This is a genomic window from Agarivorans albus, from assembly GCF_019670105.1.
Classification (GTDB): domain Bacteria; phylum Pseudomonadota; class Gammaproteobacteria; order Enterobacterales; family Celerinatantimonadaceae; genus Agarivorans; species Agarivorans albus.
The window spans coordinates 2447871-2463341 of sequence record NZ_AP023032.1; the positions used below are offsets into that span (position 1 = coordinate 2447871).

General features: G+C 44.1%; 11 protein-coding genes. 4 read left to right on the forward strand and 7 right to left on the reverse strand.

From position 1 onward, the window contains the following. Positions 1 to 15 precede the first annotated feature (15 nt). From K5620_RS11265 to K5620_RS11275, 3 genes are read left to right on the forward strand one after another with little or no spacing between them, the layout of a single operon-like run. Positions 16 to 1332 carry a TolC family outer membrane protein gene (locus K5620_RS11265; protein ID WP_016403302.1) on the forward strand — a complete coding sequence of 439 codons (1317 nt, stop codon included), beginning with the start codon at positions 16 to 18 and terminating at the stop codon, positions 1330 to 1332. After that, positions 1329 to 1934 carry an OmpA family protein gene (locus K5620_RS11270; protein WP_016403303.1) on the forward strand — a complete coding sequence of 202 codons (606 nt, stop codon included), beginning with the start codon at positions 1329 to 1331 and terminating at the stop codon, positions 1932 to 1934. Before K5620_RS11265 ends, K5620_RS11270 begins: the two co-directional genes overlap by 4 nt. Continuing rightward, positions 1931 to 2842 carry a PstS family phosphate ABC transporter substrate-binding protein gene (locus K5620_RS11275; RefSeq protein ID WP_016403304.1) on the forward strand — a complete coding sequence of 304 codons (912 nt, stop codon included), beginning with the start codon at positions 1931 to 1933 and terminating at the stop codon, positions 2840 to 2842. The genes K5620_RS11270 and K5620_RS11275 overlap by 4 nt, the downstream gene beginning before the upstream one ends. 87 nt (positions 2843 to 2929) lie before the next feature. On the opposite strand, the gene pfkB is transcribed toward K5620_RS11275, so the two are convergent. From pfkB to K5620_RS11300, 5 genes are all read right to left on the reverse strand, one after another. Next, positions 2930 to 3847 (reverse strand): 1-phosphofructokinase, encoded by a 918-nt coding sequence (gene pfkB / locus K5620_RS11280; protein ID WP_016403305.1) that lies wholly within the window; start codon positions 3845 to 3847, stop codon positions 2930 to 2932. A gap of 9 nt (positions 3848 to 3856) precedes the next feature. Next, on the reverse strand, positions 3857 to 5587 hold the full coding sequence (locus K5620_RS11285; RefSeq protein ID WP_016403306.1) for an alcohol dehydrogenase catalytic domain-containing protein: 1731 nt from the start codon (positions 5585 to 5587) through the stop codon (positions 3857 to 3859). Between the two features lie 32 nt (positions 5588 to 5619). Continuing rightward, positions 5620 to 8244, reverse strand: coding sequence for a phosphoenolpyruvate--protein phosphotransferase (ptsP, locus tag K5620_RS11290; protein WP_051147660.1), 2625 nt, complete (start codon positions 8242 to 8244; stop codon positions 5620 to 5622). Between the two features lie 132 nt (positions 8245 to 8376). Then, positions 8377 to 9777, reverse strand: coding sequence for a PTS mannitol transporter subunit IIBC (locus tag K5620_RS11295; RefSeq protein ID WP_016403308.1), 1401 nt, complete (start codon positions 9775 to 9777; stop codon positions 8377 to 8379). Between the two features lie 12 nt (positions 9778 to 9789). Further along, positions 9790 to 10290: a PTS sugar transporter subunit IIA gene (locus K5620_RS11300; protein ID WP_016403309.1), complete on the reverse strand. Its 501-nt coding sequence runs from the start codon at positions 10288 to 10290 to the stop codon at positions 9790 to 9792. A 241-nt stretch (positions 10291 to 10531) separates the two neighbouring features. Between K5620_RS11300 and K5620_RS11305 the strand changes: the two genes are divergently transcribed. Beyond that, on the forward strand, positions 10532 to 11299 hold the full coding sequence (locus K5620_RS11305; RefSeq protein ID WP_016403310.1) for a DeoR family transcriptional regulator: 768 nt from the start codon (positions 10532 to 10534) through the stop codon (positions 11297 to 11299). Between the two features lie 45 nt (positions 11300 to 11344). Here K5620_RS11305 and K5620_RS11310 read toward each other — a convergent pair whose 3' ends face one another. Both K5620_RS11310 and K5620_RS11315 read right to left on the reverse strand, forming a co-directional pair. Next, positions 11345 to 14404, reverse strand: a complete 3060-nt coding sequence (locus K5620_RS11310; protein ID WP_221077362.1) for an efflux RND transporter permease subunit — start codon at positions 14402 to 14404, stop codon at positions 11345 to 11347. A gap of 2 nt (positions 14405 to 14406) precedes the next feature. Further along, positions 14407 to 15471: an efflux RND transporter periplasmic adaptor subunit gene (locus tag K5620_RS11315; RefSeq protein WP_016403313.1), complete on the reverse strand. Its 1065-nt coding sequence runs from the start codon at positions 15469 to 15471 to the stop codon at positions 14407 to 14409.

Here is a 15471-nt window from a genome sequence, read left to right on the forward strand (position 1 = left end):
GGATGAGGAAAAGGAATGCGATCATCTGTAATAACCGCTGTGGCTTGCCTATTTAGCGCAAATGCCGCAGCGTTGTCACTTGAACAGTCGGTAGCTTACGCTATTGATTACAGCCCAGACATTGCTGGGCAATACGCACGCTTTCAATCTGTGTTGCGCGATGTAGACGGTGCTCAAGCAGACTATTTGCCACAACTTAATGTTTACGCCGCAGCTGGTTACGAAGACACCTACTATAACAGTGGTGTACAAATACCCAGCGACGAGCGAAACATGAACCGAACAGAGGTAGGCATTAAAGCGTCCCAATTACTATTTGACGGCTTAAAAACCAACGCCAATATATCTCGATTAAGCTTTGAGGCTGAATCTGAACGTTTATTGCTGTTATCAGACGCCGAAAACGTTGCATTAGATGTAATACGCGTTTATCTGAATACTTTAAAAGCTCAAACGGTATTAGAGTTAAGCGAGCGAAATGTTGTTGAGCATGAAGAAATTTATGATGATATTTTGGAGCGCACTCAAAAAGGTTTAAGTAGTAACTCAGACCTTGCACAAATATCGGCTCGTGTGGCCACTTCAAAAAGCTCTATGATTGCGGCAACCAACAACCTCTACGATTTGCGCACTCAATACACCCGCTTAGTCGGTAAAACTCCCGATAATCTGGTTAAACCACAATTCGATTATCAGCTTATTCCACCCAATAAAGAAATTGCCATTCAGCAAGGTATTGACGCGCACCCAGAAATCCAGTCAGCAATGGCTGACATAGAAGCCGCTCACCAAGAAACTCGCCGAGAAAAAGGTAATTACTACCCAGAGTTTAATATCGAAGCAGTGGCCAACCGCAATGAAAACGTAGGTGGATTAAGAGGCCCTGATCGCGATGCTCGAATCATGCTTACCATGAGTTACGACATTTTTAGCGGTGGCAGAACCATAGCCAATACCGAAGCAGCAGCATGGCGTAGCGAACAAGCCAGAAATACCAGAATTCGCGCCCAACGCGAGGTTGTAGAAGGCACTACATTAGCTTGGCACGCCTACGAGCTTCTGGCTCAACAAAAACAGCTATTACAGGTAAATGTAGACGCAGCAAAAGCTGCAGAGCTGGGGTACATCGAGCAGTTTAATGTTGGAAGACGCAGCTTGTTAGACGTATTAGATGCCAAGGTAGAGGTGTTTCTAGCCCGTAAGAATTATATAGAAACCGATTACGAACACACCCTAGCAGCTTATAGGATCTTAAATGCAATGGGACGATTAACATACGCGTTACGTGTTGAGTATCCCGAACAATGGCAAACAGGAGCGAACAATAAATGATTAAACTTATCGCAACTGTTTTTAGTGCCAGCTTATTAATAGCTTGCTCCCACCAACCAGACACTCAGCTAAGTCGCCACCAAATTGATGATCTACGAGATCACGACAACGACGGAGTAATCAACCAACGAGACAAGTGCCGAAACACTCAAGCTGGAACGATTGTCGACAACAATGGCTGTGCTGTTTGGCTTAGTCACCAAAGCTATCTGGTTCAAAGTATTCTATTTGATCTGGATAGTGCGACTCTCAGGAGTGATCAAACAGAGACATTAAACAAAATTGCTCTTCAGCTTAAACAACAACCCACACTGCAAGTTACCTTAATTGGCGATACCAGTAGTGAAGGTAGCGAAGATTACAATCACCAACTAGCCGTAAAGCGCACCAATGCCATTAGCCAAGCGCTATTTGATAAAGGCATAAGCCCAGACCAAATACTGGTGCAAGAGTACTACCAAGAAACTGAATACACCGCAAAACTAGAACAGCGAAAGCGGCGAGTGATAGCGGTGTTTAAAGAGCAACAATTGCAAGCCCAACAACAGTGGACCATATACAGCTCAGAACAAGGTACGAACCAACAAGGAGTTAAACAATGATTCTATCTCGTAGCGTTTTTGTATTTGTTTGTTGTTTGTTTAGCTTTAATGCTCAGGCTAATAATCATCATCGCGTAATTGTAGAAAATGAGCTGGTAGAGCCAGTAATAGAGCTAGTTAAACATGCGCAACTAAGCAAGCAACTTGGCATCATCAGAACTAATAATGTTGCGCACAGTTTTATTCAAGGTAAAGGCTACGTTGGCATTAGCTCTGAACGTTGGCTAGACAGCGACATGGCCGAGTTTGTTAGGCGTTATGGTTACCAACCCACCGAACTGTTTTTCAGTTCTGATGCAGCAGCAATATTAGTTCACCCAGAGAATCCGGTTAACGCCATAGATATGCCCTCTCTAGCAAAACTATTTGCATGTAACGACACAAACACCTCACCGAGCTGGAATGCACTAAAACTGAGCTCCAGTGAGGATCAGATACAAACTTACGCAGGCTTAAACGAACTCAAGCAACACAAGAAGTTTACCGATCTCGTTGCCTGCAAAGGCGAACAACAAAGCTCTGTAAAGCAGCTTGAAGCAGCTCAACTTTTAGATACCCTTAACCAACAGCCAAATGCTATTGCCTATACCCTATATCAAAGCAATTTCGACCAAGCCAAAGCCCTGCAGCTAATTGATGCCAGCGGCGACTATTTTGACCTAAACCACGAAACTATTTTGTCGGGTCGTTACCCCCTCGCCAACGTCTACTATATGTACGTAAATTTGGCACCTAGCGGCAGTTACCCTGCCCCCGCATTTAAACAGTTTGTTCAATATGTTCAGACTCAAGAAGCGCAACAAAAAATGCGCAAATACGGCTTTATTCCGCTGCCAGAAGAAGCCATACAACGCAATTTAGTTACCCTAAAACAAGTAGAACCAGAAATAGCCGGGGGATACAAATAGATGCAGCGTTTAGCTTGAAGTAAGTTTCAATTAACCAATAAAAAAGGCTTATCTTTCGATAAGCCTTTTTGCTGTAGCTTCTAAAACTTAGTTTACTTCTTTTCTAAGTTGCTCTACTTGATCAAGTGAACCTAAATCAGTGCCCTGCCTGCTAGCGGATGCAGCGCCACAAGCCAAACCATAAGGTAAAGCCTGAGCTAATGATTCGCCTAAACTTAGGCGCCAAACCAATCCGGCCACCATAGAATCTCCGGCCCCAATTGGGTTAGCTTCAACAATACTCGGGCTGGTAAACTCGGCGCATTGCTGTTCATTTGCCATTAGCGCGCCTTTTTTACCTAGAGACACAACTAAGTTCTTAGGTCCCATGGCGAGTAAAGCTTGGGTCCAGCCTTGAGTTTGTTTTAACTCCTCGCTACTTAAACCCAATAGCTCTTGAGCTTCGTCTAGGTTAGGTTTAACTAAGCTTGGCTGAGCCAATATCCCTTCTCGCAGAGCCTCTCCACTGGTATCTAATACCGCATGTGCGCCAGCATTTTCAATCAGTGTAATAAGCTCTGCATAAAAGTTTGCTCTTACGCCCTTAGGTAAACTGCCACCCAATACCCACCAGTCACCTGCGTGGAGGTTTTGCTTAACTTGGTCGACTAAGCTTTTTAGCTCTTCTGGGCTAACTTCTGGGCCCGCTTCATTCACCTTAATATGTCGCTTGTTCCCCGCTTCCACAACGGTAACGTTGGTGCGGGTTTCGCCTGCTATTTGAGTAAATTGGCTTTTAATGTCCATTTTACTCAATTCGCTTGCTAGGCGTTGACCAGTAAAGCCACCAATAAAACCCATTGCGGTGCTTGTTACACCAAGGTTTTTAAGCATCCGAGATACATTAAAACCCTTTCCACCGCAATCTAGGCGTGAGTGATTGGCACGACTTACACTATCAAAAGCAAACTCATCTATTTGCAGCTCTAAATCAGCAGCTGGATTTAGTGTTAATGTGTAAATCATTGTCATTCCTTATAAGTAAGCTTCGAACAAGGCTTTTTCTGCTGCAATGTTCCAGGTGTTACCTTTACCTAAGGCATTTGCCACAGTAGGTAACTGTTCAGCTAGTTCATCTAACCCTAATAGCGGTAAATCTTCTAGCTGTGGGAAGATCAGGATCTTGCCTGGGTATTTAGCATCAATCATCGCTTCAATACCATCTTTAGCCACATTCATACCGCCAATAGCTGCTACACAAATGGCAGGAGCAATGTTACCCGCTACAGTGTTATCCATCACCACTGTTTGGTCTTCAATTGTTAAGCCTGACGTACCTGTGTATTGGGCATTACTAAGGTAAACAGAACTAAAGTCTACCGGTGCCAAGGTGCCATTAGGAACACCAGCAAACAATACCAACATGCCGTCATCTTTCATAAAGGTAGCTGACTCGGCCATGATATCGGCATTTGGTACACACACCACTACGTCGTCAGCTAACTTGCCTTTACTATGAGACTCTACAAATTCTGGCAGGCTCACTGGGTTGTTAATTGGGTTGTAAGTCACCAATTCACAGTTGTTGCTTTCGGTTAAGCTAGCAAAACGCGCTTCAATTTCAGCTAAACGCTGGTCGTTAATGTCGGTCACAATCACTTGACGTGGACCGTCTTTAAGCTCAATTGCGCGCTGAACATGCATTTGACCCATTGGGCCACCGGCACCAACAAAAACAGCAAAGCCATCTTTTCTTAAATCACAGCGGTTGCGCTGCTCACCGTAGGAGTCGGCTACATCTACACCACTATTACCAATAAAGGCTACGTAGTCGTAATGTAAACGGCCAACATCGGCATTTACTAAACCATCTACTGGTTTCTTACCGACCATATTCATGGTGCCGCGACGGGCAACATGTTTAGCAATACTCGTTAGTTCGTCGGCTGATTGTGGTGCTAGTACCACAATGTCATCAAAGCCTACGCCATCGGTAAACTCAGCAACTGCTTGCTCTAAGTTGCCAGCGTTAATGTCGTTGCGAATCAACACATTTTTAGCTTTGCTTTCTACCAAAAGACGAAAAGCTTCCGGTACGTTGCTAAGAATTACAGTGGCAGGTGCTTCTAGGCCTTTAGAAAAGCCATAAGCTATTTGGTCATCGGCTTGGCCAGTAATCCACATTACACCGCCTTGTTTTGGCTCTAAGCGACGACGCTGGGTATAAGACGCCCAAACACATCCCCAAGGTTCAAGTAACGCTGCTTCAGCAAAACCTAATTCGTCAGACACTTTAAGCAAACATGAACCTGTATCAGTTTCTAATACTTCTGGCCCAATTAAGTGATACTGAGTTAAGCCGCCAGGAACCGTGTAACCGTAAGCGGTACTCTTACCATTTTGGTAAATATCTGGCTGCATCGCATAACGCTCACCCACTTTGTATTCACCACTAAGGCCTTCGCCCACTTTAACTACAGTGAGAGTGGCTTCATGGCCCAAACGCGTTGGTTCTTTGCGTAAATCTCGGTTGTACAGTTTAGGGTGCGAGCTACCTTGGTTAATTAACTTAACGTCAGAAAAGCACAGGCCTACTGCGTCAACTCGCACTAGCAGTTGGTTATCTGCTGGTTCAGGTACATTGAATAGTTCTGGCTGATTATCTTTACCAATGTTTTCCACACCGGCGCCGTACATGTTCCAAGTGCTGGTGGTATTTGGTGTTGCTTGGTCTAGTTGTTGATATTTTTCGTATTGACTAGTCATCTTGATACCTACTCTTTATATTCTGTTTTCTACTAAATAAGATCATCATGGTTTTTGTACATCGCCATGACGGCTTCGGAGCTACACATTTGCAGGGCTTTTTCTGCTTTAGCCTGCAACTTGCTGTAAGACACCGAACGAATGATGTTTTTTACTGCTGGAACATTAGCTGGACTTACCGACAGCTCTTGAACCCCCATTCCCACTAATAAACAAGCAATGTTAGGGTCGGCTGCCATGTTGCCGCACACGCCTACCCACTTACCGTTGGCAGTGGCTGCTTTAACGGTCATAGAAATTAACCTCAACAAACCTGGATGGTAACTGTCAGCTTCACAGCACAACTCAGGGTTTAGTCTGTCCATCGCTAAGGTGTATTGGGTTAAATCGTTAGAACCGATAGAGAAGAAATCGACATGTTTAGCTAAGGTGTCTGCCACTAAAGCGGCAGATGGCACTTCAACCATAATGCCTAAGGGCAGTTCAGGTGCATTAAGCGACACTCGAATCTTATCGGCCATTTCTTTGGCTTTGGTCCATTCAGACATTTTGGCGATCATTGGGAACATAATGTGGATCCCTGATTTGCCAAATTGCTCTACTTGCCAAATTGCTGTGCGATAGATGGCTTCTAGTTGACGTTCAAACATGTCTTGGTGTTTAAACGATAAGCGTACTCCACGAACCCCTAAAAATGGGTTATCTTCGTGCGGCATATCCATCCACGACACCGGTTTGTCACCACCAATATCCGCTGTTCTTACAACAAGTTGGCGATCGCCAAGCTCTTTCGCGATGCTTTTAAGTGCGTCTATCTGTTGCTCAATGGAAGGTTCTTCGCTTGAAGCTTCAAACAAAAACTCGGTTCTAAGTAAGCCTGCGCCTTCTCCGCCATTTTCCAAGATACTTGGTGCATCTTTAGGTTTAGCGATGTTACAAACTACTTCAATATGGCGACCATCTTTAGTTACAGCAGGTTCATGTTGATGCTCTGCTTCGGCTAAACGCATTTGTAACCAAGTGTCGATGTTTTGGCGTGCTTGCTCTAGTGTTTCGCTACTAGGGTTAATCACTACGCTAGCGCTTTGTGGATCGACCACTGCCATTTGTTGGTCTGCCACTTCGCACAACTTGCCAGCGCCAACACCAACCACTGCAGGAATACCCAAGCCTCGTGCAAGAATTGCCATATGACTGTTAGGACCACCTAACTCGGTAGCAATGGCTTTTACCGCTTTTCCCTCTAAGCCAGCAGTTTGCGAAGGTGAAAGATCTTTTGCCAACAAAATGAACTCTTCATCAGGGAAACTTAGTGTTTCAGCTGAGGTAAGAATGGCGATAACACGCTGGCTTACATCATTTAGGTCGGCTATACGTGCCTTTAGTCGCTCGTCTTCAACTTTAGATAAAGCATCAATTTGTGACGTTAAGGCTTGTTGCCAAGACCAAGCAGCACTGTTGCCTTGCTCAATATATTGCAAGCATTCTTGATTTATCGTTTCGTCGCTTAGTAGCTGCTTTTGCGCTTTTAAAATAGCGGCCTCTTGTGGGGCTTTTTCTAACAGCTTGTTATGTAACTCGTCGCTTTGTTCAGCGGCTTTACTTAGCGCTTCTTGTAGTGCTTGCTTTTCATTACTTTCGCCACTGCCTTGCTGCTCAACATTAATGTTTGAGGCGCGCAGTACAAATATAGGAGCAGCGGCAATGCCGGGTGAGGCTGCCATCCCCTGCAGCACCGCATCACCAGTGGCATTAACTAAAGCCGGCAAGCCCGTTAAAGGATTAAACTCAGCATTAGCGTTATCTTCCTCACTGTCTAGGCCCGCTTTGATCATGTCTGCCAATAGCTGAACAGCTTGTTCGGCTTGCTCACCTTCGGCAGAAACAACTACTGAATCTCCCAGTTTTGCACCCATGGCCAATAATGCAGCCATAGATTTTGCATTGGCAGATTGCTCACCGTTTCGAATGCGGATTTGAGTATTGGCAAAACTGGCCGCTTGTTCACTAAGCAAACTTGCTGGGCGAGCATGCATACCCGCTTCATCAACAATGAGAGCACTTTGGCTAATAGCAAAATCATCTTCAACCACTGCTTCTGCCGAAGCACCAGCTCCTAATGCGTTAATAATGTCGAACTTATCTTCTGTAGATGCTAGTTGAGCTGACAAAGTCTCATCCATTACAACCGTAGTTAGGGTTTGTAAAAGACTAAGATGGTCTTCGCCCTTAGCTGCAATGCCGACAACCAGCTTCACGCTATCGCCGTTGTCATTCCAACTAATGCCCTGGGGAATTTGCACAATAACCACACCACTTTGCGCAACTAGGGGTTTTGCTTCGTTAACGCCATGGGGAATAGCCACGCCGTTAATTAAATAGGTACTTACTTTGTTTTCTCTTGCTTGCAAAGCGTCAAAGTAATCGGCGTTTACTAAACCTAGTGCCAACATTTGTTCAGACACAAAACGCAATACTTGTTCTTTGCTATTAAAATTTTGATTTAGAAAGATTTGCTTAGTTTCCACCTGTAGCGAATCTGGCTCTTTTTTAGCAGCAACTGGCTGCTCAATAGTGGCTGACTGCACCAATTCTGGTTGAGAGGCAACCTCTGTCTCTTTCTCACTGGAAGCGAATAAACTTTTAAAAAAGGACATGCTTATCTCGTTTTGTTGATTTAGCAAAACACCTTGCCGCGTAGGCTGGGCAATTTGACGTAAATGGTTAATAAAGATGCGGCCTACAGCGGTACTGCTGTGCTGTAGGCGCTACCTAAAGAATGACTAAGCTCAGGCTTTAAGGCTTGCGACTAATTTGTCGTAGAAGCTTGCATCCATGAAGTTTCCGATGCTCACGTGACGGGCACTAGGTAACTTCTCTTTGGCTCTGGCAGACAACTCTTGTTGAGTAATTACAATGTCGGCATCATGCAAATCGTTGATGGCTGAATTGGTGACATTAATATCTAAGCCTGCATCTTTAATCTTGCCTCTTAGCACTGTGGCGCCCATGGCTGATGAGCCCATACCTGCATCACAAGCAACAACAATAGATTTCACTTCACCGCCGGCAGCTATTGAAGCGCTAGCACCTGCAGGGATTTGACCTTTTGATTCTGCTTTGTTGGCATCAACCGCTGCTTGCGCTGCTTCTAAGTCATCAGTCTCTGATGCGTCTCGACGAATAATCACCGATGCAACTAGGAATGAAGTTGTTGCTGCAACAGCAATGGAACCTAGGGTTAGCAAGATACCCATACCACCAGTAGACATAAGCACTAAGGCAAATACCGAACCTGGAGATGGTGGACCTACTAAGGCATTACCAGTAATCATATTGAAAGCAACGCCTGCCATACCACCAGCAATTACCGCGATGATTAAGCGTGGCTTCATTAAGATGTATGGGAAGTAAATTTCGTGGATACCACCAAAGAAGTGGATAATAGATGCACCATACGCTGATTTTTGAGCAGTACCTTTACCTACAACCATGTAGGCAAGCAAAATGCCTAAACCAGGACCAGGGTTAGTCTCGATAAGATAGAAAATAGAAGCGCCAACTTCAGCTGATTGCTCAGCACCAAGTGGAGTAAATACGCCGTGGTTAATTGCATTATTCAAGAACAAGATCTTAGCTGGCTCAACAATAATCGATACTAGCGGCAATAAAGAACGGTCTACAATCCAGCCCACACCATCGCCTAACGCGGTAGTTAGCACCGAAACCACAGGGCCAATAATCACATAAGCAACCATTGCCATGATCATGCCGATGATCCCAAGCGAGAAGTTGTTTACCAACATCTCAAAACCCGGTTTAATTTTACCATGCACCCAAGTATCAAACTTAGAGATAGCAAGACCACCCAGCGGACCTACTATCATCGCGCCCATAAACATGGGGATGTCGGTTCCCACAATAACACCCATGGTGGTCACGGCACCGGCAACAGCTCCGCGATCTCCGCCGACAATTTTACCGCCGGTGTAACCAATGAGTAGAGGTAGTAAATACAAGATCATTGGTCCAACTAAGGCGGCCAAACTCTCGTTAGGTAACCACCCTGTTGGGATGAATAAAGCTGTAATTAAACCCCACGCGATAAATGCCCCGATATTTGGCATAACCATCGCACTCAAAAAACGTCCGATTGACTGAACGCCAACCTTTAAATTGTTAGCAGACATTAGTCTAACTCCTTATTCCTTTATGCTCGTAGTTGCTTTGAAATTTGACTCAAAGGCCAAGTTCAAGCTGTCGAGTATCACTCGCTCTTCATTTGTTGTTAGCCATAGTTCTATCATCGAAGGATCTGTCATTAATTGAGCAATCGACGAAAATACATATGACTGAGACTCTCTAAGCTTTTTTAAATTTTCTTTTAGAGGTACAGCAAGCAAGAAGATGATGCGAACATCCTCATCCTCTTCATTCCAGTAAAACTCATCACTCTTTACTCGAACGAAACACAACACCGGTTCATTGATGTGTTGAGTAATTACGTGGGGAATAGCAGTATGTTGCCCGGCAAATGTACTAACAATGTTCTCGCGTTTAATAATGTCGTTATATAAGCCGGTTGGGTCTGTGGTTTTGCGTAACAAAAACAATTGAGCACATATGCTGTATAAAGCTTCATCTTTAGACTCAGCTTCGAAGTCGAGCAATATGCTTTGTTTTGTTATCAGATCCTGATTCATTGTTATCCCTCGCATCACGTTAAACCGAGTATAGAAAGTGAAATTTATGTGTCAAAGAAGGTGATTAGATTTGACGTCATATAACGATTGGCTTTAACAAAACAGCAACACTCGCATTTTTATAGTCATATCTAATCATAGGCGATCATTTGCAATCAAAAACTCTGTGATCGGGGTAAAAGTTTTCAAATCGTAATCAACTACAATCTTTTTTAATCAAGAAGATTTCAAGAGTTTTCAAATGCCAGCCAAGCTTCGTCATAATAGAATTTTAGACCACCTCCAAGAGAATACTGTGGCCAGTGTTCAACAATTAGTAGAGCTTCTAGATTGCTCTCCTGCTACAGTTCGCCGCGACATTATCGACCTAGATACCCAAGGAAAATTAAAAAAGATACGTAACGGCGCCGAGAAGATACTCTCGCCCAATGTTGTTAGTTCACCCGGTATGGTGGGGTTTTATCCAAACATATCTGACTATGAAAACTATGAAGAGTCAGACCGCATTGCGCGTAAAGCAGTAGACTTGTGTGAAGTAAGAGACAACATTTTTGTTGGTGAAGGGCAGATCCCATTCTTAATGGGGAAATATTTAACTGATACTCATGTGCATGTTTACTCTAACTACCTGCCTTTGCTTACTTATTTGATTTCTCAGAGCTACCCTCACCTAGTTGTTTTGGGTGGGCAGTACATTAAAAGCCAAAGCTTATTAGTGTCTCCAGATAACCATACTTCGTATCAGGGGCGCTATTTAATAGTAAGCGGCGACGGCCTTACCGAAGCGGGTTTAACTAAGTCTGCCTTACTTACCTTTATGGAAGAAAAGAAGATGCTGCAATACGCCGACAAAGTTGTCGCGATGGTATCGGCAGATAAAGTGGGCGTATTTGGAGGGCTATCGCTGTTTAGTTTAGATGAGATAGATATTGTGATTACCGGAGAAAACGCCGATAAGGCGATGATTGAACTGCTTCAAGAGAATAATATTCAGGTGTATTTGGTCTAAATATTACAGATAGTAAAAAGGGCGCTAATTACGCCCTTTTTTCATTTATGCTTCGCTAGGTTTTATTCGATAAAACAAGGCATACAATACCGGAACAATCACTAGAGTTAGCACGGTTGCAAAACCAAGTCCGAACATGATGGTTACCGCCATTGAGCCAAAGAAGGCATCAAATACTAAAGGCATCATACCCAATATCGTGGTTAATGCTGCCATACTCACCGGCCTTACCCGGCTAATTGCGCTATCAACTACTGCTTGGTAAGGGTCTTTGCCTGAGTGAGTCTCAATGTTAATTTGATCCATTAATACAATGCCGTTTTTTAACACCATACCACTTAAACTCAACACGCCTAATAAAGCGGTAAAGCTAAATGCCGAGTTGGTTGCAAGTAGGCCAATAGCCACACCAATTACCGCCAACGGCACCGTGAGCCAAATAACAATAGGCTGGCGAATAGAGTTAAACAAAAACACCGTAATGATGAACATAAACAGATAACCCATTGGTAATGAGCTAAATAGTGCTTCCTGTGCATCGTTTGATGACTCGTACTCACCACCCCACTCTATTGAATAACCAACAGGTAAATCAATAGCTTCCACTTGAGGGCGTAAACGACCAAACAAACTAGCCGCAGTTTCATCGCCAAGGATGTCATGGTCTGCTAATACCGTTAGCGTGCGCTTGCGGTCCTGGCGTTGAATAAGCGGTTCAACCCAATCTAAGCTAATGTCATCCACTACTTGTTGAATAGGCACATAAGTTTGTAGCGCTGGGCTCCAAAGCTTTAGGTTTTGCACCGTTGAAAAATCAACCCGCTCTTCTTCTGGTAAACGAACAACAATTGGCAGCATCTCGGTGCCATCTCTAAACAAGCCGATAGCGCTTCCACCAAAGGCCATTTGTAAGGTGTCAGCCAAATCTTGTTTAGAAATACCTAAGCGGCGAGCTTGAGACTCATTAAACTGAGGCAGCAAGTCTTTAGTTCGTTCGCGCCAATCATGGCGAATGTTTCGCGCTCCAGAGTCGGCATTAAAAATGTCCTCAACCTGAGTGGCTAAATCTCTAAGTACTTGCGGATCAGAACCAATAATTCTCGCTTCAATCTTAGAGGCAGGAGATGGACCAATTTCCATTAATCGGAACTGAAAGCTCACTTGCCTAAAAGAATCACGCAAACTGGTATCAAGCTCGCGCATCAGATCTAGCATTTGTTCACGGTCAACCACTCGAACTTGCAGCTGAGCAAACGCTTCGTAGCTTTTTTCTGGGCTGTAAGTAAGGCTAAAACGTTGCAAGCCTTGACCAGTAGTAGAAGTAACAAACTCTACTTGCTCTTTGTCTAACAAAAAGTCTTCTACTTTTTGAACTTGCTTGTAGGTATCACGGATATCGGTGCCTTCTGGCATCCACATATCAACGTAGAACATTGGCGTATTTGAAGGCGGAAAGAATGAGTTCTTTACTAGGCTAAAGCCGTAAAATGCTCCAGCTAACATCATTATCATCACTGCTACCGTAAGCATTCTAAAGCGCAAACAGAACTTCAATAAACGGCCAAACACAACAAATAAAACACCTTTGTAGGGATCATCATTGTTTTGTTGTTTCTCGCTGGTTTTAGACGACAACAATAAGTCAGCAAGAAAAGGCGTTAAGGTAATGGCGGTAATCCAGCTTAAAAAGAGTGAGAAACAAAGTACCCAAAACAGTGAGCCCATAAACTCACCCGTTGCATCGGGCGATAAGCCTATTGGTGCAAAGGCTACAATGGCAATCACCGTTGCGCCTAATAGCGGCCACTTAGTTTGTTCTACGATGTCTTTAGCGGCTTGGACTTTAGTTCGGCCTCGTTGCATGCCAACCAAAATACCTTCAACAACGACAATGGCATTGTCGACCAACATACCTAGCGCAATAATTAATGCGCCAAGCGAGATCCGCTGCAATTCAATGTCGTAGATACTCATCAATATGAAAGTACCCATCACCGTTAATAGCAACACCGCGCCAATGATCACTCCGCTGCGCAAACCCATGGTAAACAACAGCACCACAATCACAATACCCACCGCTTCGGCCAAACTAAGCACAAAACCGTTAACCGACTGCTCAACTTCTTTGGCTTGATTGTAAAGCGTGTGAATCTTAATCCCGGCAGGTTTAATGTTTTCAAGCTCAGCTAAACGCGCGTCAACAGCCTCTCCCACCTTAACCACGTTAACCCCAGAGGAAAACGAAATACCTAGGTTTAGTGCAGGTTCGCCATTGTAATTAAGCAAGTTACTGGGTACTTCCTGCACATCACGGGTAACGGTAGCTACGTCTTTTAAGCGAATAAGATTACCGGTATCGCGACCATGAATAATTAGGTTTTCAAAGGTTTCGATAGAATTTAGTTCACCGGTTGGGCGCAATGTAAGCGTTTGGGAGTTAACAGTAACCTCACCTGCACTAATCACTGCATTTTGCTGGGCTAATAATCCAGCTACAGTGTTCATATCTAGGTTTAGCGCTGCCACTCGTTTAAGCGACATTTCTACAAACAATTGCTCTTGTTGGTCACCCGCTAAGCTGATTTTCCCAACGCCATCAACTACTTCCAACTCACGGGTTAAGTAATCAACATAGCGCTTTAACTCTACGTAAGAATAGTTCTCGCCGGTAACCATTAACATTACGCCATAAACATCACCAAAGTCGTCCATAACCTGAACAGGGTTTACACCTGGCGGTAACGAGGGCTCCAGATCATTTACTTTACGTCTTAACTCGTCCCATATTTGCGGCAGTTCATCAGGACCATAGTCCATCTTCATGCTCACCATAATTTGCGACAAACCAGCCGATGATGTAGAAGTAACCTTATCCAAATAAGGCAACTGGCGAATCGCCTTTTCTAGAGGATAGGTCAGCTCTTCTTCTACTTCTGTAGATGTAGCGCCAGGGTAAGAGGTAATAACCATGGCGTCTTTAACCGTAAAGGCAGGATCTTCCAAACGCCCAAGGTCTGCAAAAGACACTACGCCACCAACCGCCAGAATGACCAAAAACATCCAGCTTATAACTTTATTTTTTATCGAGTATTCAGCAATAGTCACGCTTATTGCTCCTGAGATTTAGTGGTTACAGAAAGTCCATTTCTAAGCTTGGCTAAGCTTGAAACAATGATTTGGTCGCCTTGGCTTAAGCCTTCACTTACTAACACGCCTTTGGTATGTATTTGTGCTACTTGAACTTCAACCTTTTGGGCACGCCCTTCAGTCACTTTCCATACGTAAAATTGTTGATCGTTATTGCCAGGGTCTAATGCTGTCATAGGTAACAAGTATCCACTGCGGCCAACAAGGCCAGCCGCATCTAAATCAACATACATAGTGACAGAGGTTCCAGGCAAAATAGCTGGCTCGACTTGTGGCATACTCATCCATACCTCAAACGCTTGGGTCTCGGGGTTAGGCTCCGAGGTATGTTCTAAAAAGGTAATTGGGTAAAGTGTATCGTTACCTGCGTATTTAGCTTTAGGTTGGTAATTATAGTTACGTTCCGTTGGGTCTATTTGAGCAAGCAAGTTATCGGGCAACTGCAGGCGAACATAAACTAAATCATCTTGGTAAATAGATACTGCCGTCTCGCCAGGCGTTACTGTTTCAAAAGACTGCTTTGGTACTTCTGCAACTAGGCCTTCAAATGGTGCGCGTAACTGGCTGTATTTAAGCTGCGCTTTAGCCAACTGATAATCTACACCTGCCAACTCATAGTTAGCTTTAAGCACATCGTATTCTTCTTGAGACAATAAGCTTTTACCTACCAAGCCTTGGGCGCGGTTTAACTGGCGCTCGGCTAGACTAAACGTTGCTTGGGCATCGTCTACTTGTTGTTTTAGCTTTCTATCATCAAGCTGAGCTAATAGTTGACCCTTTTGAACGTGTTGACCAGGCTTGATCGACATTTGGGTCAATTCGCCAGCAATACGAAATGATAAAGGCGTCAATTCAGCTGGCTCAACGCGGGCATTAAACTCTCGTTCCGGCTGAGCTGCAGATTCATTAATACTAATTGTTAATACCGATAAGGCATTATCAGTGACAGTTTCTACTGGCTCACTGCAAGCAGTAAGCAATGTAGTAACGGTTAACGCAGCCAAGGTATGGATTCTTAACAACAT

What these genes read in the sequence shown, in the direction of transcription:
- K5620_RS11265 (WP_016403302.1), top strand. Translation starts at nt 16, where the DNA reads ATGCGATCATCTGTAATAACCGCTGTGGCTTGCCTATTTAGCGCAAAT.
- K5620_RS11270 (WP_016403303.1), top strand. Translation starts at nt 1,329, where the DNA reads ATGATTAAACTTATCGCAACTGTTTTTAGTGCCAGCTTATTAATAGCT.
- K5620_RS11275 (WP_016403304.1), top strand. Translation starts at nt 1,931, where the DNA reads ATGATTCTATCTCGTAGCGTTTTTGTATTTGTTTGTTGTTTGTTTAGC.
- pfkB (WP_016403305.1), bottom strand. Translation starts at nt 3,847, where the DNA reads ATGATTTACACATTAACACTAAATCCAGCTGCTGATTTAGAGCTGCAA.
- K5620_RS11285 (WP_016403306.1), bottom strand. Translation starts at nt 5,587, where the DNA reads ATGACTAGTCAATACGAAAAATATCAACAACTAGACCAAGCAACACCA.
- ptsP (WP_051147660.1), bottom strand. Translation starts at nt 8,244, where the DNA reads ATGTCCTTTTTTAAAAGTTTATTCGCTTCCAGTGAGAAAGAGACAGAG.
- K5620_RS11295 (WP_016403308.1), bottom strand. Translation starts at nt 9,777, where the DNA reads ATGTCTGCTAACAATTTAAAGGTTGGCGTTCAGTCAATCGGACGTTTT.
- K5620_RS11300 (WP_016403309.1), bottom strand. Translation starts at nt 10,290, where the DNA reads ATGAATCAGGATCTGATAACAAAACAAAGCATATTGCTCGACTTCGAA.
- K5620_RS11305 (WP_016403310.1), top strand. Translation starts at nt 10,532, where the DNA reads ATGCCAGCCAAGCTTCGTCATAATAGAATTTTAGACCACCTCCAAGAG.
- K5620_RS11315 (WP_016403313.1), bottom strand. Translation starts at nt 15,471, where the DNA reads ATGTTGTTAAGAATCCATACCTTGGCTGCGTTAACCGTTACTACATTG.